The organism is Bacteroides graminisolvens (assembly GCF_963666085.1).
Lineage (GTDB): Bacteria > Bacteroidota > Bacteroidia > Bacteroidales > Bacteroidaceae > Bacteroides > Bacteroides graminisolvens.
On sequence record NZ_OY762556.1, the window covers coordinates 130,863 to 157,747 of the forward strand.

General features: G+C 41.2%; 20 protein-coding genes. 6 read left to right on the forward strand and 14 right to left on the reverse strand.

Features of this window, described 5'->3' with window-relative positions; all coding sequences use genetic code 11:
* Positions 1–137: 137 nt before the first annotated feature.
* The 4 genes from secG to ACKPCE_RS00625 are packed head-to-tail and all read right to left on the reverse strand — an operon-like array spanning position 138 to position 3,339.
* Positions 138–509, reverse strand: coding sequence for a preprotein translocase subunit SecG (gene secG, locus ACKPCE_RS00610; protein ID WP_024996891.1), 372 nt, complete (start codon positions 507–509; stop codon positions 138–140).
* Between the two features lie 4 nt (positions 510–513).
* Positions 514–1,593 (reverse strand): DUF8458 domain-containing protein, encoded by a 1,080-nt coding sequence (locus ACKPCE_RS00615; RefSeq protein ID WP_319503817.1) that lies wholly within the window; start codon positions 1,591–1,593, stop codon positions 514–516.
* Between the two features lie 2 nt (positions 1,594–1,595).
* The gene (gene lptE / locus ACKPCE_RS00620; protein WP_319503818.1) at positions 1,596–2,117 is read right to left on the reverse strand and encodes an LPS assembly lipoprotein LptE; all 522 of its coding nucleotides are present in this window, start codon (positions 2,115–2,117) and stop codon (positions 1,596–1,598) included.
* Positions 2,104–3,339 (reverse strand): sigma-54 interaction domain-containing protein, encoded by a 1,236-nt coding sequence (locus tag ACKPCE_RS00625; RefSeq protein WP_319503819.1) that lies wholly within the window; start codon positions 3,337–3,339, stop codon positions 2,104–2,106. The genes lptE and ACKPCE_RS00625 overlap by 14 nt, the downstream gene beginning before the upstream one ends.
* A 123-nt stretch (positions 3,340–3,462) precedes the next feature.
* On the opposite strand from ACKPCE_RS00625, the gene ACKPCE_RS00630 reads away from it, so the two are divergent.
* Positions 3,463–5,292 carry an LTA synthase family protein gene (locus tag ACKPCE_RS00630; protein ID WP_319503820.1) on the forward strand — a complete coding sequence of 610 codons (1,830 nt, stop codon included), beginning with the start codon at positions 3,463–3,465 and terminating at the stop codon, positions 5,290–5,292.
* Positions 5,293–5,396: 104 nt separating this feature from the next.
* Here the strand turns inward: ACKPCE_RS00630 and pdxA are convergent, their stop codons facing one another.
* The 9 genes from pdxA to ACKPCE_RS00675 all read right to left on the reverse strand — a co-directional run bounded on the left by pdxA (position 5,397) and on the right by ACKPCE_RS00675 (position 16,250).
* Positions 5,397–6,494 carry a 4-hydroxythreonine-4-phosphate dehydrogenase PdxA gene (gene pdxA, locus ACKPCE_RS00635; RefSeq protein ID WP_319503821.1) on the reverse strand — a complete coding sequence of 366 codons (1,098 nt, stop codon included), beginning with the start codon at positions 6,492–6,494 and terminating at the stop codon, positions 5,397–5,399.
* An 18-nt stretch (positions 6,495–6,512) separates the two neighbouring features.
* Positions 6,513–7,547, reverse strand: coding sequence for a DUF4837 family protein (locus ACKPCE_RS00640; RefSeq protein ID WP_319503822.1), 1,035 nt, complete (start codon positions 7,545–7,547; stop codon positions 6,513–6,515).
* Positions 7,548–7,627: 80 nt separating this feature from the next.
* On the reverse strand, positions 7,628–8,656 hold the full coding sequence (gene rlmN, locus ACKPCE_RS00645) for a dual-specificity RNA methyltransferase RlmN (protein ID WP_319503823.1): 1,029 nt from the start codon (positions 8,654–8,656) through the stop codon (positions 7,628–7,630).
* Positions 8,657–8,803: 147 nt separating this feature from the next.
* Positions 8,804–10,942, reverse strand: a complete 2,139-nt coding sequence (locus ACKPCE_RS00650; RefSeq protein WP_319503824.1) for a peptidylprolyl isomerase — start codon at positions 10,940–10,942, stop codon at positions 8,804–8,806.
* A 119-nt stretch (positions 10,943–11,061) separates the two neighbouring features.
* Positions 11,062–12,318: a hemolysin family protein gene (locus tag ACKPCE_RS00655; protein WP_319503825.1), complete on the reverse strand. Its 1,257-nt coding sequence runs from the start codon at positions 12,316–12,318 to the stop codon at positions 11,062–11,064.
* Between the two features lie 3 nt (positions 12,319–12,321).
* Positions 12,322–12,894, reverse strand: a complete 573-nt coding sequence (gene lptC / locus ACKPCE_RS00660) for an LPS export ABC transporter periplasmic protein LptC (RefSeq protein WP_276966001.1) — start codon at positions 12,892–12,894, stop codon at positions 12,322–12,324.
* 40 nt (positions 12,895–12,934) lie between these two features.
* On the reverse strand, positions 12,935–14,257 hold the full coding sequence (locus ACKPCE_RS00665; RefSeq protein WP_276965972.1) for a tetratricopeptide repeat protein: 1,323 nt from the start codon (positions 14,255–14,257) through the stop codon (positions 12,935–12,937).
* Positions 14,258–14,287: 30 nt separating this feature from the next.
* Complete coding sequence (locus tag ACKPCE_RS00670) at positions 14,288–15,532, reverse strand: BamG family beta-barrel-assembly machinery protein (protein WP_319503826.1); 1,245 nt, start codon at positions 15,530–15,532, stop codon at positions 14,288–14,290.
* Positions 15,519–16,250, reverse strand: coding sequence for a type III pantothenate kinase (locus ACKPCE_RS00675; RefSeq protein ID WP_319503827.1), 732 nt, complete (start codon positions 16,248–16,250; stop codon positions 15,519–15,521). The genes ACKPCE_RS00670 and ACKPCE_RS00675 overlap by 14 nt, the downstream gene beginning before the upstream one ends.
* Positions 16,251–16,384: 134 nt before the next feature.
* Here ACKPCE_RS00675 and lnb point away from each other — a divergent pair, with 134 nt between their 5' ends.
* From lnb to ACKPCE_RS00700, 5 genes are all read left to right on the forward strand, one after another.
* Positions 16,385–17,584 carry a lipoprotein N-acyltransferase Lnb gene (lnb, locus tag ACKPCE_RS00680; RefSeq protein WP_462676496.1) on the forward strand — a complete coding sequence of 400 codons (1,200 nt, stop codon included), beginning with the start codon at positions 16,385–16,387 and terminating at the stop codon, positions 17,582–17,584.
* Entirely contained in the window at positions 17,581–19,158 is a 1,578-nt protein-coding gene (locus ACKPCE_RS00685; protein WP_319503828.1) for an alkaline phosphatase family protein, read from the forward strand. Before lnb ends, ACKPCE_RS00685 begins: the two co-directional genes overlap by 4 nt.
* A gap of 102 nt (positions 19,159–19,260) precedes the next feature.
* The gene (secA, locus tag ACKPCE_RS00690) at positions 19,261–22,554 is read left to right on the forward strand and encodes a preprotein translocase subunit SecA (RefSeq protein WP_319503829.1); all 3,294 of its coding nucleotides are present in this window, start codon (positions 19,261–19,263) and stop codon (positions 22,552–22,554) included.
* A 134-nt stretch (positions 22,555–22,688) separates the two neighbouring features.
* A complete protein-coding gene (locus tag ACKPCE_RS00695; RefSeq protein WP_319503830.1) occupies positions 22,689–23,798 on the forward strand; it encodes a DUF6340 family protein in 1,110 nt (369 codons plus the stop codon).
* Between the two features lie 62 nt (positions 23,799–23,860).
* On the forward strand, positions 23,861–24,307 hold the full coding sequence (locus ACKPCE_RS00700) for a hypothetical protein (RefSeq protein WP_319503831.1): 447 nt from the start codon (positions 23,861–23,863) through the stop codon (positions 24,305–24,307).
* A 9-nt stretch (positions 24,308–24,316) separates the two neighbouring features.
* Here ACKPCE_RS00700 and ACKPCE_RS00705 read toward each other — a convergent pair whose 3' ends face one another.
* Positions 24,317–26,851 carry a pectinesterase gene (locus ACKPCE_RS00705; protein WP_319503832.1) on the reverse strand — a complete coding sequence of 845 codons (2,535 nt, stop codon included), beginning with the start codon at positions 26,849–26,851 and terminating at the stop codon, positions 24,317–24,319.
* Positions 26,852–26,885 lie beyond the last annotated feature (34 nt).

The window sequence follows — 26,885 nt, forward strand, 5'->3', positions numbered from 1 at the left end:
ATTTTAGTTGCCAAAGATAATGTAAGTACGCTATAACTGCAACAAAAAGACAGTGTAAAGCGGACAATAAAATAAGGGCCGTTCATTTTTTAATGAACAGCCCTCACTTTTATTTCTATTTATAACATTCCGCGCATTTAACGGGCAGAATCCGAAGGTGCAGCAGTAGCCGGAGCAGTAGTAGTTTCTGCTTTAGGCGCTGTAGAGCCTGCGGGTAAGTTATATGGGTTGGTCTTCTCCTCTTTCTGTGCTTGTTCCATGATGACACTACCATCTTGTTGTGAAGCCGATGGCATTACGTAGGCAGTAGCAATGCTTGCTATAACCATGAATACGGCAAGTCCCCAGGTTAGTTTCTCAAGAACATCGGTCGTTTTGCGCACGCCCAATATCTCATTAGACGAAGAAAATCCTGAAGCAAGACCGCCTCCTTTGGAATTCTGTATCAGCACAATAAAGCACATCAATATGGCTGCAACAACCATTAAGATAACTAAGAATAAATACATTTTATTATTTTGATTTAGCGTTAATAATCAATTTCTTTAAGAATCTTATTTGATCTGCAAAATAAGCATTTTTTTTTGGATAATTCAAATTTAATTTTTCAATAATTTCTAAAGCCTTCTCGTATCGCTGTTGTTTTATGTATATTTTAGCCAAAGTTTCCGTAAAACAACCTTCTTCATCGTCTTCATCTTCTAAAACAGGATCATCGTGAGTGGCTTCAGCCGTTTCGTCTTGTGGGATGCTTTCCATCATTACGCCGGCAGCTCTTGCCGCTTCTATCACAACTGAAGGGCGGCGGCGACCTCCTCCTTCTGAAGTTGCAACAAGTGATTGGGGTTCTTCGTCCTCTTCTTCGTTGTAATATTCTTCTTCGTCTTCGTCCTCTTCCCCCACAAAGGTTTCGACTTCGATCTGCTCTGTTTCAGGATCCGTTGTCGAATAGGTTTCTTCATCGGGCACATCCGTTTCGTCTTCCTCCGGTTGTTCGGGCTCTTGGGCAATCAGTTCTTCTGGGGCGGCAGGGATCGGCTCGACTGTTGCCGGTTCGGCGGCCAACATTTGTTTCTTTACCCACAACGATTCGGCATCATTACGGGCAATGAATCCGTCAATCAAATCTTGTCCTTTCAATCGGGGAGCATCCGTTGCCGGTTGTTCGTCGCCAACGGGCATATCGTTTTCCAGATAAGTGGTGTAATCGGTTGCATAATCAAGCCCGATAGCGTTTTCAGACTCTTCGGGAATGGTAGAAAGAAAAGCGTCGATGAGTGAGATGGTTCGGTCCAAACCGGGTTCTTCATCTTCTTCACCGCTAAGGTTTTTCTTTTTCTCTGCTTTCTGAATGGCATACTTCTCACCCTCAATAAGGTAAAAAAGGCTTCGGCGGTCGGCTACATAGAGCGCTGCCTTTCGAAGTTCGGGTCCGAAAGTAATGTCGTGAAGCAAGTAAAGGTTCTTCAGATAAAGCAAACGAAGGGACTGGAAATAGGGATAGCGCGCCAGCAGAGTTCGTATCTCATACAGCGTTTCCCGATTCAGTTGATCCGGATGCTCCATCCATTGTTGAAGATCGTACGAAGTCATTTTTACCAGTTTGCTACGGTTGCGTTAAATATCTGATCGGCAATCTCTTTCACCATCTGCTCTATCAGCTCGTCTTGCACGGCGGTAAGCATCTGGGTGGAATCATACGTACGGAAGGCGCTGAACTGTTGCTCAAAATCTTCTTCGTGATTGGTGTTGTTCACATAACGCACGTTGACCGTGATGGTGAGTTTCACTTCGGATGAATATCCGTCGGCCTTCACCGCCTGGTTGTATTGGTTGTAACCGGTAATTTCACCTTCAACCTGCAAATCGGCATTACGGGGAACCAGTCGCAAACGGGTTTGCTGAACATACACGTCCTTCAACTTTTCATTGAACTTAGTGGCCAGCGGAGCATATACGTAAGCTGCTTTTATGGGGAAATCGGCTACGGAGATGGTTTTCACCTTATCATAATTGATAGATGCTCCGTTAAATTTATAGGAAACACTGCATGCATTTACCACAACCAGCAAACCGATCAGGGCAAAGGCGTGCATCATTTTTTTAATCCAATCCATATTCTTTTATCTTTCTATATAATGTACGTTCCGAAATATTCAAATCTTGGGCAGCTGCTTTGCGCTTACCGTGGTGTTTATCAAGCGCTTTACGAATAACTTCGCGTTCCAGATCGTCGAGCGACAGGGACTCTTCCACATATTCTTCCGTGTCTTCAATGTCTTCGTCTTGTTTGGAAACTACGGAGTGAATGTTAATGGTAGACACCGGCTGCGGTTGTGTAACCACCGGCGCAGGGGTATAATAAGAAGGTGTGTTTTGGGGCACATTGGTTGCACCAACGGAACGCTCGGACATGATGTCGTGCACCAGCCTTTTCAGCTCAGTAACATCCTGACGCATGTCGAACAATACCTGATACAATATTTCGCGTTCGCTTTCAAAGCCTTTGCTTTGTCTCACTCCAAACAGGGCAGGCAGGCGTTGTGCCGACTGCTGGGGCAGGTAGCTTTGTAAGATGGTGCTGTTAATCTCACGATTGGTTTCAATGATGGAGATTTGTTCCGTTATGTTTTTTAGCTGACGCACATTTCCGGGCCACGAATAGGCTACGAGTACTTTGCGGGCGTCTTCGGTTAGCTGAATAGCGGGCATGCGGTACTTCTCGGCAAAGTCCGAAGCAAACTTACGGAAAAGCAATACCACATCGTCTCCTCTTTCACGCAAAGGCGGAATTTGAATGGGCACCGTGTTGAGCCTGTAGAATAAGTCTTCACGAAAGCGTCCTTCAGCAATGGCATTGCTCAGGTTTACATTGGTGGCAGCCACAATACGCACATCGGTTTTCTGTACTTTTGATGAACCTACTTTAATAAATTCCCCGCTTTCGAGTACCCTGAGCAAACGAGCCTGTGTGGGCAAAGGCAACTCTCCCACTTCGTCAAGGAATATAGTTCCTCCGTCGGCCTCACCAAAATATCCTTTACGCTCGCCAATGGCACCGGTAAAGGCACCTTTTTCATGACCAAACAGTTCGGAGTCAATAGTTCCTTCGGGTATGGCACCGCAGTTTACTGCAATGTATTGTCCGTGTTTCCTGCGACTGAACTGATGAATAATCTGAGGAAAGCTTTCTTTTCCCACACCACTTTCACCTGTAATCAGCACAGATAAGTCTGTTGGCGCCACCTGAATGGCAACGTCAATGGCACGGACCAATGAATCTGTATTACCAATAATACCGAATCTCAATTTTACCTGTTGAATCTCTGCTTTTGTCATATCTTACCAAATCTATGACAAAATTACAAAAAGCTTTCAATAGCACAAGAAAAAAGCCTATATATTGGGCAAAGAATGCTACCTTTGCACCATTCACTCACAAAAAAAGGTTTTAGCGTAAATATGAAAAAGCAACTTTATATCTTCATACGCACTTATTTATTGTTCGTTGTGGTCTTTATTATTCAGAAGCCGCTGTTCATGTGGTACTACCACGGGTTATTCACAGACGCAAATCCGGCCGATTATTTACAGGTTATGCTTCACGGATTGCCACTCGATTTGTCCATTGCCGGTTATCTGTCTGTCATTCCTGCTCTGCTGCAAATTGTTTCTTTGTGGTTGCTTCCACACTTTGCTCAAGGGGCCCGAAGGGTGTACTTCGCTCTTATCTCTTTTGTAATGGCCACCGTTTTTGTGAGCGACATGGCATTGTATAGTTACTGGGGGTTCCGCTTGGATTCTACTCCGCTCTTTTATTTCTTTTCATCACCCAAAGATGCGCTGGCGAGCGAAGGCATAGGCATTGTCATTGCCGGCTTTGCTATCATGGTCGTGTTGACGGTGTTGTTTTACCTGTTGTTTTTTCAGTGTTTTGCCAAAGAGTATCGCGATATGCGCATTCCGTTGAAGAGGGGTCGCGTATCTATCGTTTTATTGTTGGTCACCGCCGCTCTCTTCATTCCCATCCGAGGAGGCTTTTCGGTGTCGACCATGAACATCAGCCGGGCTTATTTCAGTGAAAAGATGTCGCTCAATCATGCAGCAATCAACCCGATGTTCAGTTTACTAGAGTCGGTGAGCAGGGAGAGTGACTTCAAAAATCAATATCGTTTTATGGAGGCCGATAAGGCCGATGCTTTGTTTCAGGGAATGAAAGATGCAGGTGCTGCCGATAGTATTCCGCAACTGTTCAATCAGAAAAGGCCGAATGTTGTTTTTATCATCCTTGAAAGTTTTATGTCGAAAACCATGACTTCGCTAAAAGGTTTGCCCGATGTGGCTGTCAACATGGACAAGTTTGCTGAAGAAGGGGTGCTATTCACGAATTTCTATGCCAATAGTTTCAGAACGGACAGGGGATTGGTTGCTATTTTAAGCGGGTATCCGGCGCAACCTACTACGAGTATTATGAAGTATCCGCGGAAAACGGAGAATCTTCCTTCTATTCCGCGGTCGTTAAAAGCCAACGGCTATAACTTGCAGTACTACTACGGGGGTGATGCCAACTTTACAAACATGCGTTCTTACCTGGTGTCTACCGGCATTAAGGATATTGTGTCCGACAAAGATTTCCCCATTACGGAGAGATTGAGCAAGTGGGGTGCGCATGATCATGTGGTGTTCAACCGGATGATTGCCGATTTATTGAAAGAGCAAAAGGAACCTTTTATGAAGATTCTGCAAACATCGAGCAGTCACGAGCCTTATGAGGTTCCGTATCACAAACTATCGAACCCGTATCTGAATTCGGTGGCTTATGCCGATAGTTGTTTGGGACGTTTTATAGCACAGTTCAAACAAACGAAATGGTGGAAGAATTCGGTAGTGGTGCTCGTCCCCGATCATGCCCGTCGTTACCCCGATAATCTGAGTGATTTCGCTGTCGAAAGGTATCAGATTCCTTTGATTCTGATAGGCGGGGCGGTGAAGCAACCTACCAAAGTGTCTGTCTATGCATCGCAAATTGATTTGGCTGCCACGCTGTTAAGTCAACTGCAAATGAAGCATGATGAGTTTGCATTCAGCAAAAACATAATGAATCCGGCTTCGCCTCACTTTGCTTATTTTACTTTCCCCAATATGTTTGGCATGGTAACCGAAGACAATGCGGTGGTCTTTAATTGTGAGGGGAATAAAGTGGTGTCTGACACGGGACGGGCAACAGGAAAAAACTTAGAAAAGGGAAAGGCTTTCCTACAAAAGTTATATGATGATTTAGCGGCGCGATAAGGAACTGTGTGTTCCGCGTGGGGGTACAAACAAAAAACGCTTTTAACGGGTTTATCCGGTTAAAAGCGTTTTTTATTTCTTGGCATCTGGTCTGAATATGCTATTTACATATCATCATCAATGCTATCTAATTTAAGTTTATCGCTATCATCACGTTTTTCGTAATACTGTTTCCGCAACGGATTGACGCGTGCTTCTTTATCCCGACAACGGTTACGGAAAATATCCAGTGCTACGTAAACGGCTTTACGGAAGGAATCTTCACTGGCAATACCTTGTCCGGCAATGTCATACGCAGTGCCATGAGCAGGTGATGTGCGGATAACGGGAAGTCCGGCGGTATAATTTACGCCCTCGTCCATTGCTAATGCTTTGAAGGGAGCCAATCCCTGATCGTGGTACATAGCCAGTATTCCGTCGAAGCGCATGTAATTTTCAGAACCCATGAAACCATCGGCAGCATAAGGGCCGTAACAAATAACTCCTTCGTCATTCATTTCCTGCAATGCGGGAGAGATTATTTCTTGCTCTTCCTTTCCCAGCAAACCGTCATCTCCGGCATGTGGGTTAAGGGATAAGACCGCAATACGTGGTCTGCCTATGCCGAAATCTTGTTTCAGTGACTTATTGAAGATAGCAATCTTTTCTTTGATCAGGTCTTTGGTTATAGTCGAGGCAATCTGACTAACCGGAATATGTCCGGTAACAAGTGCCACACGGAAATCATCCTTCATCAGAATCATCAGCGACTTGGCACCATTGCCTAACTTCCTTTCAATGTATTCCGTATGACCGGGAAAGTCGAACGTTTCCGATTGTATGGTGTGTTTATTAATGGGCGCGGTTACAATGACATCAATGAGACCTTGTTTATACTCTTCAGTGGCTCTTTCTAATGCATCAAGTGCAGCTTTACCTGCTTCGGGATCGGCCTTTGAAAACTCAACCTTCACCTCATCATCCGAGCAATTCACAACGCTCAGTTTGTTAGGTGCGGCTTCACTTGCCGAGTTAACAATGCTAAAACTGGCGTTGATGTCGAGTGATTTGCGGTGATAAGCTGCCACTTTGGGCGAACCATATATAATAGGCGTACACAGTTCCAACATCAACGGTTCAGAGAAGGTCTTGAGAATCACTTCATAACCTACTCCGTTAACGTCGCCTTGCGTAATGCCGACTCTGATTCTATTGTCTTCCATTTATTATAATGTTTTAATTTAGTTTTCTTCTTTCACTTTTAATGGAATCTGGCCTTGCTTCTTTTCATTGGGTAATTTCAATGTATATAAAGAGGCTTCCATTAAGCGTACCAGGTTTCTTTTAAGTTTTTCCGGAGAATAAATAAAGATTTCAGCTACAATAATACGCTGATTTGCTTTATCCAAACGCATGTGCGAAACAAAAGGTCCTCCCATAAAGTCGCCCTTTACACGCCACAACCCGCGAGCTTCAAGCGTATAGTCTCCGTGCACATCAATGGGGCGTACGGTTACCATGGCCGAATCTGTTGTCATGTACATTCCTTCCTTGGAACCGGGAATGTTCTTCTTCATCACAGAGTCGCGCTTGTGTATAAAGTATTCTTTCGTAAAGGTGTCTTTGTCTTTGTAGGGAAATGAATACATCACGAAATTCTGATCGGCTGTGGCTGTGTTCGTGGCTGCCCAAAAGAAATTATCGCCTTCTTTAGATCCGGTAAGTTCAGCCGGTAACCAGATTTCACAATCAAACATAGAGGCTACTTTAGTAGAAATATAATCATTGTGTTTCTTTTCTAGGCCGGCTATCTGACGGTTCATTTCGGCACGGGTAAAGAAGTCAAGAAGTACTTGCTTATTTTCATTCACAAATTTCTCAAACTCTTGTTCATTAGGTGCTTGTATGGTTAAAATGATCTGCGGAGCAGCATATACGTCGCGAGCGTATTTAAACTTGGCTTGCGTATACACGTCTTTTTGTATGTCAACAATAATAATATTGCGAATCAGCTTGAGTGTAGTGTCATAGTCTCTGGGAGCTGTATACATGATTTTGAACGAACGTTCTGACTGGGGTAATCCCGGAACATCGGTATCAAGTACATTAAACAAGGCTCTACCTGCCGGCCTTTCCCACAAATCATGGTCAACAACCACTAAAAGTTCATACGGACGACCACTGGAAGTAGGTGTCATGATCCCTTTATTCCCTTTACAGGAGAATAAACTTATAGCCATCAGGGCTACCGACAAATATAACAAGTACTTTTTCATGTTGATAGGTATTATGTTTTTCACAAATCTACAGAATAACTGTAGATTTAAATCATGTTGTGCGACAAATTATGTTAATATTATTTCAGTCCTTCTTGTTTTGCAGTCGATAACATACCACAGGCTGCAAATATATCTTCTCCTCTGGAAGCTCTTATTGTTGTAAACAATCCATGCGAAGTAAGGTAATCGCGGAAGGCTGTCATTGTTTCCATATCGGCACCTTCAAGCGCAACTCCGGGAATGGCATGAAAACGAATCAGATTAATTCTGCAATCTATTCCACGCAACAGTTTCAACAGTTCTTTGGCATACACCAAAGAATCATTCACTCCTTTGAAAACAATGTATTCAAAGGAAAGGCGACGCTGTTTGGAGAAGTCGTATTCTCTGAGAATATCTGCAATTTCTAACAACGAGAAAGCACGTTCGGCTGGCATCAGTTCGGCTCTTTGAGCAGAAAGCGGAGAATGTAAGCTTACAGCCAGATGGCAATCGGATTCATCAATGAAACGCCTGAATGATTTTTTCAACCCGCATGTTGAAACCGTTATTCTTTTAGGGCTCCATCCATACCCGTACGATGAAGTCATTACTTCGATGGCTTTCAATACTTCGTCAATATTATCCAGTGGCTCTCCCATTCCCATAAACACAATATTGGTCAGCTCTTCTTTCTCGGGCAACGAATGAATCTGGTTGAGAATATCACCGGCCGTGAGGTTGGCAGAGAAACCTTGTTTACCTGTCATGCAGAATTTGCAATTCATTTTGCAACCCACTTGCGACGATACGCATAAAGTAGCCCTCTCATCATCGGGAATGTAGACAGCTTCCACAAAGTGGTTTCCATTTACTTGATACAAATACTTTATAGTACCATCTACAGAGCGCATCGCTTCCACCGGCTCGTGCAGACCTATCTCGTATTCTTCCTTGAGTAACTCTCTATGTTTCAATGACAAATTACTCATTTCATCAATAGAACCAATTTTCTTCTGATACAACCAAGAAGCTATTTGCTTTGCAGCGAAAGCAGGCATTCCTAAACTTTTAACGACTCCTTGAAGTTCAGACAAAGTCAACCCAAACAAAAATCTTTTATCCATAAATCTGATAATACGTATATTGTATGCAAAAATAAGGAATAATACTAAAAGTACGACATATATATGGAAGAAAACGTAGTTAAAGAAAGGACACAAAAAAAGTGGCACAGTTCCCTGTACCACTTTTCCTTATATAATTACCGATATTTAGAAGAACAAATATCGTTTATCTTTTACGTTAGCTTTTAAATACAAATCGTTAACAAAACGACTAGCCATGCGTTGATGCATACTTTCTATTGTATTTTCTTCAGCTCTTACATCAAATTTCTCATTCAATTTTTCCTTTGCAAAAACCTGAAGAACAAATACGCCTGCGTTACCTTTGATAGGTGCACTTACTTGATTCAATTGTGCTACCGAAGCATAAGCTCCGACTAATGGTTCACTGCTACGCAAAGCTGCTACGTAAGCCGGAGCCGCAAAAGTTACGTGTTTTACAGAGTCTGTTACTACATTAGCAACCGATTTGAACTGTTCAATTGAAGAAGCCTTAACGCCACCTAATTGTGCAATAAGCTTCTCGGCTTTCTTGTCTCTGATCAGTTCTGCTTTCAGTTGATCTTTTACTTGATCGACAGAGCGATATCCTTCTTCCGTTACACCAGCTAAAGCAACAACCATCATGTGGTCACTTTCACCGCATTCATATAATCCGGAAACTTCTCCTTGTTTAGCAGCAAAAATCCATTTCAATGCTTCTTTGGTACCACGAACACCGCCAATTCCGTGTTCCGAGCTATAAAGATCTTTTCTTTCAAGCAATTTATAACCAGCCTCTTCTGCATTAACAGTCAACTTATCAAGAGTAGGATTGGTAGCAACAAATTGGCTGAAATCATTGTAAGCCTTGTTATAGGTGTCTTTACTGAACTCAACGGCACGTTTAATAACGGCTACCTTATACTTATCCTGAACACCTTTCTTATTAGTAACTTGCAAAATTACATTAGCCTGACCAAGCGACAAGTTTGTCAATTCATTCACTCCTAAAGAAGTAACAGCTTTAAGGAACTTAAGATTGTCTCCGTCAACCTGAGCGTTCTCATAATTAGCAGAAGACATCCAGTTAGCGTCACCTGTCTGACCATATTTTTTAGCAATAGCAGCAAAATCACCACCAGCTTTTAATGCACCCATAATGCTATCAGCCAGTACTTTTGTTTTTGCAGCATCGGCTGCCAAAACTTGAATCTGACGGAACTCTACTGAATCAGCAGCAGCTTCTTTCGCTAACACTTTGAAAGAGTTAATCGTATTGTCGCCTGCATTATAATAAGGGCCATACACTTGTCCCATGGAAACTGAATCAAGACGAGCTGCAATATCAGTTGGAAGAGCTTTTTTTGTATAAGGTATATCAACATAAGGATATGTTGAACCCGTTGTGCGAATAAAAGAGGTATAATCAACGTCAGCTGCAGCTAACTGATTAGTATATTCTGCAACTTCTTTCTGTATAGCAGCTTTATCTTCTGCACTAGCAGTAACTTGTACGTCAATATACTTCACGTCTCGTGTCTCAACATACTGTTTGAACTGCTCTTTCTTTTTGTTATATAGGTCTTTAATTTCAGAGTCCTTCACAACAACTGTTGAGTCAACAATTGAAGAATATGGTACTGCCGCTAACAACAAATCCATTTGATTCACACGCGCGTCAAATGCAGCTTGTGCTTCAACCGAATTTGAAAATAAAGCTTTCGTAACTAAAGCCTGATATTTCTCTGCCAAACGACTTTGAGTAAGGCTCTTTTCAATAAAGCTCCAAAATTTATGCAAAGACTCATAATACTCTAAGTATTGAGGTGTCATTTGTTTCTTATCCATCTTGGCATAGTCAACCAAGAACTTCTTCAACATATCCTTATCGAATGCACCGGTTTGTGGATTGCGGAATGGAGTTTGTTGAAGAATTGGATTCACACCTGCATCAATAATAGCTTGTATCTCTGCTTTTGAGACTGTTAACCCTAATTTTTTGGCTTCGTTTTCTATTAACTTGTTATTAACATAGCTACGCCATACCTCGTCCTTTATCTGGTTTGTCTGTTCATCATCAAGTGATTTCATTCCACTGGAGAATTTTACAACTTCAGTATACTCTTCAACCATCGCTTGATATTCCTGAGCAGAAAGAGCTTCACCATTTACTTCACCGGCATCTTGTGCCTGATGAGGCTGAAGAACTTTCCATGCATCACCCGCTATAAAAGCGAACAATGCCAAACCAATAACAATTACCAATAAAGGTCCTTTGGTTCTGATGTTTTGTAATGTTGCCATCTTAATTAATATGATTTATGTTTATTATTATTTTCCACAGTATTTATTATTAGCGCACGAAGATACAAAAAATGCTAATATACACCACTTAATAACCGAAAAAATAGAGCTAATATTGATTAATCGATGATTTTGAGTCTTACTAATTCTATTTTAGTTGCCGTCATTTTAATAATTCTGAACTGATAATTATCCAAATGAACTACTTCGTGTAATTTGGGGAAGCTCTGATATGTATTCAGAATGAGGCCGGCAATCGTTACATAGTCATCGGACTCCGGCAATTTCAGGCTAAACATGTCGTTTACCTTCTCTATTTCTAGACGCCCCGAAAGCACATATTCATTTTCTGTAATTTGTTTGCAGATATATGAACTGTTATCGTGCTCATCTTCAATATCTCCAAATATTTCTTCGACCAAATCTTCCAAAGAAATAACACCGGATGTTCCACCAAATTCATCAACGACCACAGCAATAGTCTTCTTCTGCAACATGAATAATTTCATTAATTTATTTGCAGCCATTGTTTCAGGAACAATAGGAATCTCTTTCACGCTTTTCAACCAATCATCTGATTGTTTAAACATCTCTGATGAATGAATATACCCAACAATATTATCTATATTTCCATCAAACACAATAATTTTCGAGAGTCCCGACTCTACAAAAAGTGTTTTCAAATCATTCAACGAGGTATGTATATCAACTGCTACAATTTCAGTACGGGGAACAACACAGTCGCGTATTTTTATAGAAGAAAAGTCAAGCGCATTTTGGAATATTCTGACTTCAGTATCCAAATCATCTTCATTAGAAGCATTGCTTATACCTGATTGGACAAAATAATCAAGATCTATCTTTGTAAAAGCCTTAGCAGAAGCTGACTTTGTTATCTTCTGACCCAATAATCGTAACAGCAAATAAGACAAGCCTGAGCTCAATAAGGAAATGGGATATAAAACGACATAACATATAAACAAAGGCAAAGCAAATACACGAAGCATCCGATTGGGATTTATCTTAAATAAAGTTTTGGGAAGAAATTCCCCCGTCACAAGTATGATGAGGGTTGATATGAGAGTTTGAGTAAAAAGTAATAAGAGATGGTTATCTATTCGGCCCGCCAATAAATTCTTTTCAATTAACTGCGCCATGAGTATACCATATACCACAAGTGCAATGTTATTACCCACTAGCATAGTAGAAATAAAATTATCCGAGTGGCGGTAAAAGAAAGAAAGGATTCGGGAAGCCAATCCAGTACCCTTCTCCATTTCAAAACGTAGTTTATCAACAGAAACAAAAGCTATTTCCATTCCGGAAAAGAACGCAGAAAAAGCCATTGTAAGAAGTAGGTAAAAGAAAAAGTCCATTTGTTATTTTTTCAAAGAGTCGTTTCTGGCGTCTTCATCAACATAGAAAATGCCTTCGATATTGCGTATAGTATAAAGTGTCATTTGTTGATTAGAATCAAATCCATGACCTGTGATAATTCGGTCTGTTTGTTCAATGCGGATAAATTTATCTGAATAAACCTTTTGAGTCGCTTCATTCCAATACAGTACTTCGGTATTAAATTTATCTCCTTTTTGATTCTTTATGGCAACGTGACCCGATAACTTCCAAAGTTTCTGTTTATCATAATAATAAGCTGTATCAGCTTTAATACTGGCATCAACATGAAGTAAAGAGTCGAATTTTTCCAGATAAACACCTTTCTCAAAGGCCCAATAAGAAGGACGTTTTTTATCATAAATCAACCACTCATCGGTTTTTATACGATATCTAGTTACACCTGAGTCTGATATTAGGGTTGTAACACCGCGTGTATCCATTAAAGGTAAAGAATCACGTTCTTTAATGGCTTCTGCCAGTTGTTTTTTCTCCCCTGAGCAGGAAGATAATAAAACAAGCATAACAATTGCCCCAAAGACAATTGTTATGCTTATAAATTGATGAATAAAAATTCTATTTTGTTTGAACCACATATTATCTGATGGTAGTAGATTCACCGATCCAGCCTCCTACAGTAATTCTGTCACCTTGCTTATATCCAAGCATAAACAACTCATTAGCGGCAGGAACATGACGTCTGTAAGTAGAAATCAGTCTGTCAGCATCATCAGCACAACTTGGGTCAACAGCTTTCGCTCTTGCGAGTTTATCAAGAATCACAAAATAAGTGCACTTATTTAATGCGGGTTCATCGCTCCAATTAGGGCTAGTAGCATACAAATTAGCAATCAATATATAAGGAGCACCATAATTATCTCTGTAAGAAATTGCTTTCTGTGCATAATTTCTTGACTGAGAAAGTCTCTTTACAGAAGCCAAGACCGCAGCAGCAGCATAAGCATAGTCTGCCTTTTTATTATTATCCTGCTCTAACTGAATAGCCTGATCGAAAAACTTAACTGCATCATCAGTATCACCTTTCTTGAAAGACATGTAAGCGCATCCTGCAGCAGCTTCAGCAGTTGGTTCTATTTTATAAGAATAGAATGATGCTTTAAAGTAAGCTTCCTGTTCAGTACATTTCATCATTTTCATGATATCAATCACTTTTTTGAGATAAGCAAGATCCGTTTTGTTTGCTTCAATCTTTGGAGCATAAATTTCTTGTAAAGACTCACAGCTTGCAGTTCCACTGTTAATAAACAAAGCTACTAAGTTATCTTTTACTAGTTGATAATCTTTCTTAATGCTTTCTTTTGTAGCAGCAGCGATAGCATCATCAGCCCACTGAGAAGCATTTAAATAATCTTGAATGAATTGTTCTTTATGAACAGCATCAACTTGAAACTTCTTCATGGAAGAATCCAAAAAATAAAATAGTACAGCAGCCAATGATTCAGATTTCTCGACATTAACCGATTTACTTAACCATTCATACGCCACATTTGGATCTGCTTTAGGGGCAAATTGCAAATAATCAATAGCTTTCAGAGCAAGTGTTTTTTCAGCTGAACGAACACCACGAATATTTGCCTGCAAATCAGGAGTATACTTTATTAATTGATCGTAAACTCCCATCAACTCTTCGAAATATTTATCGTATTCAGGTTTACCTTTGGTTGTAGTCAGAAAATACTTCAAAATATCAAACCCGTCTGAATAAGTGTAATAGCGCAAAAGCGGACAATCCTTCATAACAGCTTTCCAAGGCAAATAAGCATCTTTGTAATTTCCTGCTTTTACTGCCTCATGAGAAATACTACTATTTACATTACAAATACTGTCAGTTGATTGTGCTAAAGCACTCGTTGCTCCTGTCGAAAGAAACAACACAGCCACAAGCGTTTTAATTTTCATTGTTATATTTTTTTTAGTTTATAATTTCTTTTAATCAACTTTTCTCTTGAAAAACCATCTTTCATTAAATGTCAAACCGACAGAAAACCTCAAACAATTCTCATTCAGAAGATTTTGCTTTAGACCTTCTACTCTGACATATTGTGCAGAGATACTTAATACAGAGCGATTTCTAGAAAAAGGTATACCAAATCCACCCGTTACTCCATATTCTCTTGCAGCTCTTTTACCTTCTATTTTATAATATGGTTCTGAATAATAAGCTCCTAATCTATATTTTATGTGCGCCAAATAATTACTGCTTGTATTGCTAGGCAAATATTCCAATCCCAAAGAAATCTTAGATCTATCAGCCAATACGTTTTGTTCATCAAGATAAGTTACATCTCCCCATTTCTGAAGTGTGTAATCCAAACCGACAGTCAGTCTTTTATCATATGTATAAGCTAAACCTATTCCAAATGTATTTGGCAAGCCCATGCTCAACAATGTATCTTTTCTAGTAACTACAGATCCTGTTGTATTTTCAACATAAGCATCATTATTCAAATCATTTCCCGGAGAAAAGGTTACGCCAAGAGTTAAGTCTTTCTTATCAGCCAATTTATAAGTATACTGCACACCTAAATCGAGCTTAACATCCTTTACCGAATAATAATCCAGCTTTTTCACACTAGATGCATTGGGGTTAGTAGGAAACTCAACAGTAAACGAACGACTCACATTTCCCCAAAAATAGGATAAATTAGCTCCGACCGACAAATTCTTCAGAATCTTGTATCCGGCACCAACATACAATTGATGAAAACCTCCTTCACCATTATAAGTAACAGTATTATAAGTGTCTGAATTTCCAGTATTATCTATTTTATTCAAACTATAACCCACATTTGAATAGGGTAACAACCCCGCGCTTATTCCTAATTTAGGATGTAAACGGAATTGCATAGCTATGTAATCAAAACTTGAGTTCTTAGCATTAATCTTTGTTTCTCCATTACTAAAGTTACTATTTTGGAGAGTTAGACCTCCATCAAAGATGAAAGTCAACGAATCAACAGCCGAATAAGAGGCTGGATTCATGGCATTAACATGGTAAGGATCACGTAGTGCATAAGCAACACCCCCCATCGCTTTACTATTTCCAAAATTTTGATCAGACAATTGTCCGAAACCATATCGAGTGTAAGGAGAATTTGTATTATTTTGAGCTACAGCCAATATAGGCAATAGCGTTATGCAAAAAACACAAAAGTACGTTTTATATCCTACCATTATTATAGTTTAATATTCTGTTTAATCCCTTCAGAACTAAAAATCTGTCTGCAAAGATGATACTTTTTAATTTCGTATCAAAAGAAATTTCATCTCCACCCGTTAAAAAAACCAAAAGTTCAGGATATTTATGTTTCAAAGACTCTATGTAGCCCTGAATTTCAAATTCCACTCCTTTTAAGACGCCTGACCGAATAGCCGTTTCTGTATCTTTGCCAATATGAAGCAACTTTCCTTGAGCTGAAACCAGAGGTAATTTCCCTGTAAAATTATTCAATGCTTTGAAGCGCATTTGTATGCCCGGTGAAATATTCCCTCCATGATAACAGCCGTTAGCGTCAATAAATTCATAAGTAATCGCCGTACCGGCATCAATTACCAAAATATCTTTCCCAGGGAAATAAGTATATGCACCTACTACAGCAGCGATACGATCATATCCCAGCGTTTCGGGAGATTCATATAAATTTTGAATGGGTAATAAAGTCTTGCTATCTAACGTAATTAAAGGGAAACTCAATTTGGAAACCATCTGGCTAACCGAATCATTCAGATCAATAACAGAAGCTAGAATGCCTCTACTTATAGGATACTTATCACAAACCTCTTTCAACACATCAAGAGAATCGTTTGAGGCATAAAATACTTCAACGACTTCTTCTGCCTCAAAAACAGCAATTTTTGCAACGGTGTTTCCTATATCAATAATCAGATTCATGTAAAAGACATATTTCGGGTTGCAAAGTAACTCAAAAAAAGCCTAACATAATGCATTCTTATGAAAAAAAGAAGAAGGAATAAAGCATATAATTACAAATAAAAGTACTTTTGCAGCAAAATACATCTTTTCTTATTAATATGAAAGTACTCCGTTGTATACTGTTGTTAGCTTTGTTATTGAATGCCAGAGTTATGTTTTCAACTTCCGTAGTGAATCAGAAAGACTCCATACGGATAAGTTTGCTCACATGTGCACCTGGAGATGAGGTCTATTCTTTATTTGGCCATACAGCAATCAGATACCAAGATCCACAACAAAAACTGGATATCGTTTTTAATTATGGGATGTTCAGCTTCAAAACCCCTCATTTTCTATGGCGTTTTATTAAAGGAGAAACCGACTACGAATTGGGGGTTAACAGCTATCAGGATTTTGCATCCGAATATATATATTTAGAGCGAGGTGTAAACGAACAAATATTGAATTTAACCTCAGATGAGAAAAACAAGCTATTCCAATTACTGCAGGAAAATTACAGGCCTCAAAACAGAGTATACCGCTACAATTACTTCTTTGATAACTGTGCAACACGACCAAGAGATATCATAGAAGAGTCTATCAATGGAAAAATTCATTATCAGAACCAAATCTCGTCTAAATCATTCAGAGACATTGTGCATGAGTACACAGCGAACTATCCGTGGACGCGTTTTGGTATTGATCTGTGCTTAGGATCTCAAGCTGATTTACCCATTACGCTGCGTCAGGAAATGTTTGCACCTCTCTATTTGCAGCGTAGTTTTGAAAGTGCAGTCATTAAAACCAATAATAATTATTCAAAGAAGTTAATCCTTACCACCCAAAACATAATCCCAGAAAGAGAAGATAGCATAACCGGCAAGGCTGCAGGAGTTACTCCATGGCAAGCCTCTCTCATCCTATTTACCTTAGTGACATCAATTACGATATACGGCTTAAAAAAGCGTAAAAGCATGTGGGGTGTTGATTTAATACTATTTTTTAGTGCGGGGATCATCGGCTGTATCCTTACATTCTTAGCAAACTTCTCCGAGCACCCAACTGTAAGCCCCAATTATTTACTCTTTATTTTTCATCCGTTTCACATTATTGCCCTTCCTTTCATTATTTACAAGAGCATTAAACAGCAAAAATGTTTGTATCACATCCTAAATTCAGTGGTTTTAACACTATTTATATTGCTTTGGGTCCTAATACCTCAAAGATTTGACTTAGCTGTATTACCTTTGGCCCTAAGTTTGTTGATACGTTCAGCAAGCAATTACATTTTAGCATATAATCATAACAAATGAAAGGACTATTAACCTCCCTCATCACCGTACTTACTTTCACCGGGCTTCAGGCTCAGTCGGTTCCTTCTACCCCCAAGCTGATTGTAGGACTTACAATTGACCAGCTCCGCACTGACTATCTGGAAGCATTCTCGGCTTTGTATGGGGAAAAAGGTCTGAAAAGGTTATGGAAAGAGGGAAGAGTTTATCGTAACGTTGAATATTCATTTGCTCAACCCGATCGTGCATCTGCCATTGCTGCCATATATACCGGTACTACTCCGTCTGCTAATGGTATTATAGCTAATAATTGGCTCGATATATCGTCTCTCCGCCCAGTGAATTGCGTTGACGATGCTTCTTTTATGGGGAATTATACCAATGAAAGTACTTCTCCTTCAAAATTGTTAACCTCAACCATTACTGATGAACTTAAAATTGCAACCCAAGGTAAAGGATTAGTCTACGCCATTTCTCCATTTAGGGAAGCCGCCGTTTTGGCAGCCGGTCATGCGGCTAATGGTGCGTTTTGGTTAAACGATGATACGGGTAAATGGGCGGGTACAACATATTACAGCGATTTCCCTTGGTGGGTAAGCCAATATAATGATCGGAAAGCACTTGACTTCAGAATTGACAATATGGTATGGACACCGGCATTACCGGTAGAGAACTATAAATACCTGACTGCCGAATGGGTACAGGACACGTTCAAATACAAATTTGATGATGCTCGAAAAAACAAATATCGACGATTCATTGTCAGCCCCTTTGTTAACGATGAAGTAAACTCCTTGACGTCAGAGTTATTTGCCAACAGCACCATTGGTAAAGACGAAACACCAGACATTCTGTCACTAACCTATTATGCCGGAAATTACGATCACAAAAGTCCTCGTGAATGCGCTCTTGAAATGCAAGATACGTATGTAAGACTTGATAAAAGCATTGCAGCATTACTAGATTTGCTTGATCAAAAAGTCGGTTTACATAACGTAATGCTTTTCATCACATCCACCGGATATACCGACCCCGAGACTGCCGATTTCGGGAAATATCGCATACCAGGAGGCGAGTTCCACCTCAACCGCTGTGCTGCGTTACTCAATATTTATCTGATGGCTACATACGGCGAAGGGCAATATGTGGAAGCATATCACAACCAGCAAATTTACCTAAACCATAAGCTAATAGAGAAAAAACAGCTCAACCTTACTGACATACAAGAAAAGGCAGCTGATTTCCTTGTGCAATTTAGTGGTGTTAATGAAGTATATTCTGCTCACAGACTATTATTAGGTGCATGGACACCGGAAATTTATAAAATAAGGAATGCATTCAACCGAAAACGTTCGGGCGACTTATTAATTGATGTATTACCAGGATGGACCATTGTTGAAGAACAAGCAACAAATAGTCGCATTGTCCGAGCAGCTAACACGCCTGCTCCCCTTATTCTTTTAGGCGCTTCAGTAAAGCCTGAAATTATTGAAATACCAACCTCTGTTGAGTATATAGCTCCAACCATCGCACATGCGATCAGAATACGTGCCCCGAACGGTTGCAAAACATCTCCTCTAACCGGCATTCGGTAAATATTCCTCTTAAAAAAGGAAGAGTGAAGCGCAAATAAATCAGCATTTTAGTATAACTTTGCGCTCACATATATTCATCAGTAAATAATAAAAATACATAAAATGGGATTTAATAGTTTTTTAAGTAAACTCCTCGGCAACAAGTCGGCACGTGACATGAAAGAAATTCAGCCATGGGTAGAGAAAATCAAAGCAGCCTATCCGGAAGTTGCCCAGTTAGACAATGACGCACTCCGTGCAAAAACAGAGGAAATCAAGAAGTATATCTATGAATCGGCAGCAGCCGAACGAACAAAAGTTGAAGCTCTCAAAGCAGAAACCGAAACCCTTGAACTTGAATTTCGTGAAGAACACTTTGCTCAGATTGACAAAATAGAAAAAGACATTCTTGAAATATACGAGAAAGCACTCGACGAAGTTCTTCCGGTGGCATTTTCAATCGTGAAAGAAACCGCCCGACGTTTTTCTGAAAATGAAGAGATAATTGTTACCGCCAGCGATTTTGACCGCGAACTGGCAGCAACGAAAGACTTCGTTCGCATTGAAGGTGATAAAGCAATTTATCAAAATCACTGGATGGCAGGAGGTGCCGAAATTCTTTGGAACATGGTACACTACGATGTGCAGTTATTTGGTGGTGTTGTACTTCACAAAGGTAAGATTGCCGAAATGGCTACCGGTGAAGGAAAAACGCTTGTTGCCACATTGCCGGTATTCCTCAATGCACTGACAGGCAACGGTGTACATGTTGTTACCGTGAATGATTACCTGTCAAAACGTGACTCAGAATGGATGGGTCCTCTTTACCAATTCCACGGGCTAAGTGTTGACTGCATTGATAGGCATCAACCCAACTCTGATGCACGTCGTCGCGCTTACATGGCCGACATCACTTTCGGAACAAACAATGAATTCGGTTTTGACTACCTGAGAGACAATATGGCAATCAGTCCGAAAGACTTAGTACAACGTCGCCACAATTATGGTATTGTTGATGAGGTCGACTCTGTTTTGATTGACGATGCCCGTACCCCACTTATCATTTCGGGTCCTATACCCAAAGGAGAAGATCAACTATTTGAAGGTCTTCGTCCATTAGTAGAACGCTTAGTCGAAGTTCAAAAAGGACTTGCCACCAAATACCTGGCAGACGCCAAAAGATTAATTGCTTCCGAAAACAAGAAAGACCAGGAAGAAGGCTTTCTGGCTTTGTTTCGCAGCCATAAAGCATTACCTAAGAATAAAGCTCTGATCAAATACCTCAGTGAACAAGGTATTAAAGCCGGCATGCTGAAAACGGAAGAAATTTACATGGAGCAGAATAACAAACGTATGCACGAGGCAACTGACCCGTTGTATTTTGTTATCGATGAAAAGCTCAATAGCGTAGATCTTACCGATAAAGGTATCGACTTGATTACAGGAAACTCAGAAGACCACACGCTCTTCGTTTTACCAGACATTGCGTCGGAACTTTCGGCCCTAGAAGCAGAGACCGGACTTACCGAAGAACAAAAGCTAGAGAAAAAAGATGCATTGATGACAAACTATGCCATCAAGTCAGAACGCGTACATACAATCAACCAGCTACTCAAAGCATACACCATGTTCGAGAAGGATGATGAATATGTTGTTATTGACGGACAGGTGAAGATTGTTGACGAGCAAACCGGACGTATTATGGAAGGTCGCCGTTACTCAGACGGATTGCACCAGGCAATTGAAGCTAAGGAACGTGTGAAAGTGGAAGCCGCTACGCAAACATTTGCAACCATTACGCTTCAAAATTATTTCCGTATGTATCACAAACTCTCGGGTATGACGGGTACTGCTGAAACAGAAGCCGGTGAGTTATGGGACATTTACAAACTTGATGTGGTAGTAATACCAACCAACAAACCCATTTCTCGTACTGACATGAATGATCGCGTTTACAAGACTAAACGTGAAAAATACAAAGCTGTCATTGAAGAAATTGAACAATTGGTACATGCCGGTCGTCCGGTATTGGTAGGTACTACATCGGTTGAGATATCTGAAATGTTAAGCAAGATGCTTACCATGCGTAAGATAGATCACAATGTATTGAATGCCAAGTTACACCAAAAAGAAGCCGACATTGTAGCCAAGGCAGGTTTCAGCGGAACAGTAACCATTGCAACTAACATGGCCGGTCGTGGTACCGACATCAAGTTAAGTGCAGAAGTGAAAGCTGCAGGCGGTTTGGCAATCATCGGAACAGAACGTCATGAATCTCGCCGTGTGGACCGCCAGTTGCGTGGTCGTGCCGGTCGTCAGGGCGATCCAGGTTCATCCGTATTCTTCGTGTCACTAGAAGATGATTTGATGCGCCTTTTCTCATCAGACCGTATTGCCAGTGTTATGGACCGTCTGGGCTTTGAAGAAGGCGAGATGATTGAACACAAAATGATTTCTAACTCCATTGAGCGTGCACAGAAGAAAGTCGAAGAAAACAACTTCGGTATCCGTAAGCGTTTGCTTGAGTACGATGATGTGATGAACAAACAACGTACAGTGGTTTATACCAAACGCCGTCATGCTTTAATGGGCGAGCGTATCGGTATGGATATTGTAAACATGATATGGGATCGTTGCGCGGCAGCCATCGAAAGCGTTGATTACGAAGAATGCCAAATGCAACTGTTGCAAACCCTTGCCATGGAAACTCCTTTCACTGAAGAAGAGTTTCGTAACAATAAGAAAGAAGAGTTAGCCAACAAAACGTTTGATGTGGCTATGGCTAACTTCAAACGCAAAACAGAACGTCTGGCTCAAATCGCTTATCCGGTTATCAAACAAGTATACGAGACTCAGGGACACATGTACGAAAACATCCTGATCCCTATAACCGACGGCAAACGCATGTATAACATATCATGCAATTTGAAGTCGGCTTACGAAAGCGAGTGCAAAGAAGTGGTGAAAGCTTTTGAGAAATCAATCTTACTTCATGTGATTGACGAAGCTTGGAAGGAAAACTTGAGAGAGCTTGACGAGCTGAAACATTCTGTACAGAACGCAAGTTATGAACAGAAAGATCCGCTGTTGATTTACAAGCTGGAATCAGTAAACTTGTTCGATACCATGGTGAACAAGATCAATAACCAAACCATCTCCATTTTGATGCGCGGACAAATTCCAGTTCAGGAACCTCAACAGCTAAGACAAGCTACGGCTGAAGAACGTCAGGACATGAGTAAGTATCGCGAAGAAAAGCGCGACCTTTCTGATCCGCACCAACAAGCAGCAGCCCAACAAGACACGCGCGAAGTAAAACGCGAGCCCGTAAGAGCTGAGAAAACAGTTGGTCGAAACGATCCTTGCCCATGCGGAAGCGGCAAAAAGTACAAAAACTGCCACGGTCGTAACGAATAACAACCCCTTATAAACTTAAGAACCCCGATAGAACTTCTGTCGGGGTTCTTTGTTTATATAAATATTAATAACATTTTATATACATATTAATAGAAGAAATTGTATTTTTGTGGAATACATAATCTGTTGATGCCATGATTAAGATACGCACCTATTTTATCTGTTTGTCTGTTCTGTTCAGCCTTAACGCCTGCCAGAGTCTGGAGACCTTATCCATTGATTACCTGGTACCGGCCGAAATCAGTTTCCCTTCGAATCTGAAACGAATTGCCGTTGTCAATAACACATCGGCAGTGCCCGATAGTAATATCATCAACGTTCCTCAGAAAAAAGAACCACTGCTGGTCAATGAAATTAAAAAAAGCACCACGTATTTTTGGGGTGATGCAGCCATAGCAACCGAATCGTTGGCTAACGGGTTAGCCGATGCTAACTATTTCAACGAAGTAGTGATCTGTGATTCTGCTTTAAGAGCCAATGATGTGATACTTCGGGAAAACACGCTGAGCAAAAGTGAAGTAGAAGAACTGTGTCGGAAACTAGACGTTGACCTGCTCATCTCTTTAGAAAATCTTCAGATAAAGGCAGTAAGAACCGTAAAGTTTATGCCCGATTGGAACGTTTTTCTGGCAACAACCGATGCGCGAGTATTTACTAGTGTAAAAGCTTATCTGCCCAAAAGAAACGGAGCAATGGCCAGCTTGGTACTCAATGACAGTATACTTTGGGAAGAAGGCGCCTCAACAGAAACTTCAGCCATGGCACAACTCATTAAAGATGAAGAACTCATTAGACAAACTTCCGATTTTGGCGGAACCATTCCGGTGAATAAGCTGACTCCCTCTTGGAAAACCTCCCAACGCTTTTACTATTCAAACGGCTCTGTTAATATGCGTGATGCGGCAGTATACGTTCGTGAGCAAGAGTGGGAAAAAGCATTTGAGTTGTGGCAAAAAGAATATCAGCAAAGTAAAAGTAAAAAAGTAAAGATGAGGACTGCACTCAACAGCGCCCTTTACTATGAGATGCAAGACAGCATACCTCAAGCGGTTGAATGGGCTACCATAGCACAAAACCTAGCTGATGAAGTTGAGAAAGCAACAACTAAAATGAAAGAAAAGAAAAGCATTTATACCTTCCCCAACTATTTTTCTATCAGCGTGTATTTGTCCGACTTATCAGAACGGATGTCGAACATAGCCAAATTAAACATGCAAATGGACCGGTTTAAAGATGATTTTTAATCAAAACGGAGAAGCATATTTGTTTTTTTTATACCTTTGACTCTCAAATAATAAAAAGTCTTATGAAACTAAGTCAACAGTCATTGTCTGCCATAGAAAAAGCTATTCAGAAAGCAGTCAATAAATACGCCGGCTTACCGGAACAATCCGTCGTTACAGATATTCATCTGCAACCGAATCAGAATTCGGGCGATCTCATTATATTCGATGACGAAGATAAAGAACTGGCATGCATTAGCATTGAAGAGTTTGCGAACGATGACAGTGATGATTTCTATGAAGAAATGCAGCACATATTGCAAACGTTGCTGGGCAAGTTAAAGGAAGAAGGTACTTTTGACAGGCTACCTATCATGACTCCCTACAACTTTGTACTTGTTGATGAAGACAAAGAAACCGTTGCCGAGCTACTGATTGTTGACGATGACACACTTATTGTAAACGATGATCTGCTCAAAGGACTGGATGAAGAACTGGATACTTTCCTGAAAGACTTACTTAACAATTAAGTTTAAGGGTTACTTCCATTCCACTTTCATCTCTTTAAGTAACGAAGCACTGGCACCCACGGATCCGGTATGTTGAATACCCATTCCAGCAAAAGACAAAGGTTCCACTACTGCACTCATATCTACCACCGGAAGAATACGGTGGTCCGTTACATCGACCGTGCGCGCATTGGATTCAGCGTGGGCGGTCAGTTTGTTTCCCACCATTGCCAAACGAATGCTACAAGTGGAGCGATAACAAGAGGAAGCCACCGGCTCAGCCAGCGGAGTAGCAACTCCGTTAACAAACTTCATCAGTATAAATTCCACCGCTTTGTCATATTTGGTAGTGCGCACAATGCGTAAACCGTAACCGGTTAACGTGCGTGTGTCAAACTGAATATATAGATCCAAATACTGTCCCGTTGCACTACCAAAACCCTGTCCCGCCGTTTTGCAAGGATCTATTTGCAGAGAAACAACCATACCCGCGCACTTGTCTGCCACAGGAGTATACAATAAACGTGCCCCTTTGGCCGCTTGTAAAAGTCCCCAACTACCCGATGCCCCATCAACTCCGGAACCGTACATCCAACTACCGGCAGGATCCGGCTGCCAGTCGAATGCCGCTGTGTCAGCAGGTTTAAATCCATCTACCGTCCAAAAGCCAGGAATAATCTTCGGCTGATAATTAGTCGGGAAATTCCTGAAATCAGTCATAAAGTCGCGCCCTGACACATCCGTTGTACGAATCACCTGAGCACACACCACACTTTCAGCCTGCCCGGCACGACAACGCAAATGCTTGGGAGCAACCGAAGCCATAAGATAATACCCCACATCTCCGGGTGAAAGACGATACGTTTGCTCCGGTTTATTTAATCGTGAAACGGCCACCGGTACAGCATTACTTCCCTTCGCATCCGTGCAACGATACCACATAATAAGAGATTCATCAACCCTTCCGGCAAGGTCTAATTCATACTGCACAGTCAATATTCCTTTTTCTTTCCACTCAATTCGTGGCAAGTTCGTAAAAGCAGGCGCCTCCAGATAGCGAGGTAAAATAAGGATAGCCGCAGCACCTTGCAAGCCCGATTCGGTACAAGCGTTAACAAGTATCGTTTTCGCCTCATCGTTATCATTATGTCCGGATACTTCACAACTACCATCTTCCTTTACTTGTAAACGAGCTATCTGGGCATCCTCGGGCGATAAGCTCCAATGCACAGTTTCTGCATTAGCAGGTAAATTGCCAAACAATAAAACTTGCGCCTGAAGCAATTGAGTACTAACCCCCGATTCCAACTCGCACCGGCGCGGAGAAACAGTCAGCATGGTAGCAACAGCCGTATACTTCTTACCCGTTGCCTTACCAATCATCTCAATAGTCTTCTTGTTTTTCAGAGGATCCCATTCATCGGCACCGCGCAATAAATTGTACGTATTGTATACCACCGCCCCTTTGTGCACCAAACGATAAGCATCGAGCACCCGCTTTCCCGTCATGTCTACCGTATTGGCTGGCTTTAATCTATTAATAAAAAGAGGCTTTTCGTTGAGCGACACGTTATATTGATAACACTTCAAATCGGGTGTGGGGTCTTGCGTCCAACCTACGTATAAAGGAGACTGAACCGTATGCAACCGGCAGTCGACCATTGTTACCGCACTACCTACTTTGGTGAGGTACTGCCTTTCACGCGTTACCACCTCAAAGTCGCAATTGAGAAACACCGCCCCTGTGCCCTGCGTAGCATAAAACGGTTTGGAACTAAACAACTTCAACTTGCAATTAACATGCACTCCCGTACCACAAAGCGCATCATCCGTACATTCAAAATAACAGTCGTCAAACAGTACACGCTTCCCTCCCACCAACGGGCACGAGTTGAGCCGGCTCACAAAATGCACCCCACGCGCCATGATGCGGTCGCCCTCACAAATAGCCAGCTGCGCCTGCACAATGGCATCGGCCCTTCGGGTTCTGTTAAGCTCCGGCATCAACGGATAAACCAGGTCGATGTTACAGTAGTTGCCCATCGTAAGATTCTCAACCGACAAGTCATTACCTACAAAATGAAACATGGTAAAATTACCAACCGCCCCCTGTGTTTGTCCCCGATTACTCGCCAACACCACCTGCTGCGGTTTGTTCGTCAGTCCCACAAGCCTCAATCCGTTACACTTCACTTTCATTCCATAAGGAATACCACCGCCGGCAGGCACACGCACCGCCTCATCATCCGGATTATCAATCCAGTAAACATAAGGTGCCAGATAAATAGTCATCGGAGCATCGGGCGTACCGTCTTTCAGTTGCCCAACCGCCGCTTGAAAAGAAGAAAAAGCATACGGATATTTATCGGTTATTTCTTTCGTTAAACGCCCGTCGACAAAGAAAGTACGCTCATTCAGCATTATTTTCTTTCCTTGATAACGAATGTAATCACCCCCAAAAGCAACCGGATTCTTTTTATCGAGCGGCAAGTAACCATCCACATCCTTGGCAGGCATGCTATGCGCCAAAAACAGAAGAATGAGAGAGAAGATAATGTTTTTCATGATGCTATGATTGGTTTGACAATACGAATGTATA

Excerpts from the sequence above, each read along its gene's own strand:
- secG (WP_024996891.1), bottom strand. The coding sequence starts at position 509 with ATGTATTTATTCTTAGTTATCTTAATGGTTGTTGCAGCCATATTGATG.
- ACKPCE_RS00615 (WP_319503817.1), bottom strand. The coding sequence starts at position 1,593 with ATGACTTCGTACGATCTTCAACAATGGATGGAGCATCCGGATCAACTG.
- lptE (WP_319503818.1), bottom strand. The coding sequence starts at position 2,117 with ATGGATTGGATTAAAAAAATGATGCACGCCTTTGCCCTGATCGGTTTG.
- ACKPCE_RS00625 (WP_319503819.1), bottom strand. The coding sequence starts at position 3,339 with ATGACAAAAGCAGAGATTCAACAGGTAAAATTGAGATTCGGTATTATT.
- ACKPCE_RS00630 (WP_319503820.1), top strand. The coding sequence starts at position 3,463 with ATGAAAAAGCAACTTTATATCTTCATACGCACTTATTTATTGTTCGTT.
- pdxA (WP_319503821.1), bottom strand. The coding sequence starts at position 6,494 with ATGGAAGACAATAGAATCAGAGTCGGCATTACGCAAGGCGACGTTAAC.
- ACKPCE_RS00640 (WP_319503822.1), bottom strand. The coding sequence starts at position 7,547 with ATGAAAAAGTACTTGTTATATTTGTCGGTAGCCCTGATGGCTATAAGT.
- rlmN (WP_319503823.1), bottom strand. The coding sequence starts at position 8,656 with ATGGATAAAAGATTTTTGTTTGGGTTGACTTTGTCTGAACTTCAAGGA.
- ACKPCE_RS00650 (WP_319503824.1), bottom strand. The coding sequence starts at position 10,942 with ATGGCAACATTACAAAACATCAGAACCAAAGGACCTTTATTGGTAATT.
- ACKPCE_RS00655 (WP_319503825.1), bottom strand. The coding sequence starts at position 12,318 with ATGGACTTTTTCTTTTACCTACTTCTTACAATGGCTTTTTCTGCGTTC.
- ACKPCE_RS00665 (WP_276965972.1), bottom strand. The coding sequence starts at position 14,257 with ATGAAAATTAAAACGCTTGTGGCTGTGTTGTTTCTTTCGACAGGAGCA.
- ACKPCE_RS00670 (WP_319503826.1), bottom strand. The coding sequence starts at position 15,532 with ATGGTAGGATATAAAACGTACTTTTGTGTTTTTTGCATAACGCTATTG.
- ACKPCE_RS00675 (WP_319503827.1), bottom strand. The coding sequence starts at position 16,250 with ATGAATCTGATTATTGATATAGGAAACACCGTTGCAAAAATTGCTGTT.
- ACKPCE_RS00685 (WP_319503828.1), top strand. The coding sequence starts at position 17,581 with ATGAAAGGACTATTAACCTCCCTCATCACCGTACTTACTTTCACCGGG.
- secA (WP_319503829.1), top strand. The coding sequence starts at position 19,261 with ATGGGATTTAATAGTTTTTTAAGTAAACTCCTCGGCAACAAGTCGGCA.
- ACKPCE_RS00695 (WP_319503830.1), top strand. The coding sequence starts at position 22,689 with ATGATTAAGATACGCACCTATTTTATCTGTTTGTCTGTTCTGTTCAGC.
- ACKPCE_RS00700 (WP_319503831.1), top strand. The coding sequence starts at position 23,861 with ATGAAACTAAGTCAACAGTCATTGTCTGCCATAGAAAAAGCTATTCAG.
- ACKPCE_RS00705 (WP_319503832.1), bottom strand. The coding sequence starts at position 26,851 with ATGAAAAACATTATCTTCTCTCTCATTCTTCTGTTTTTGGCGCATAGC.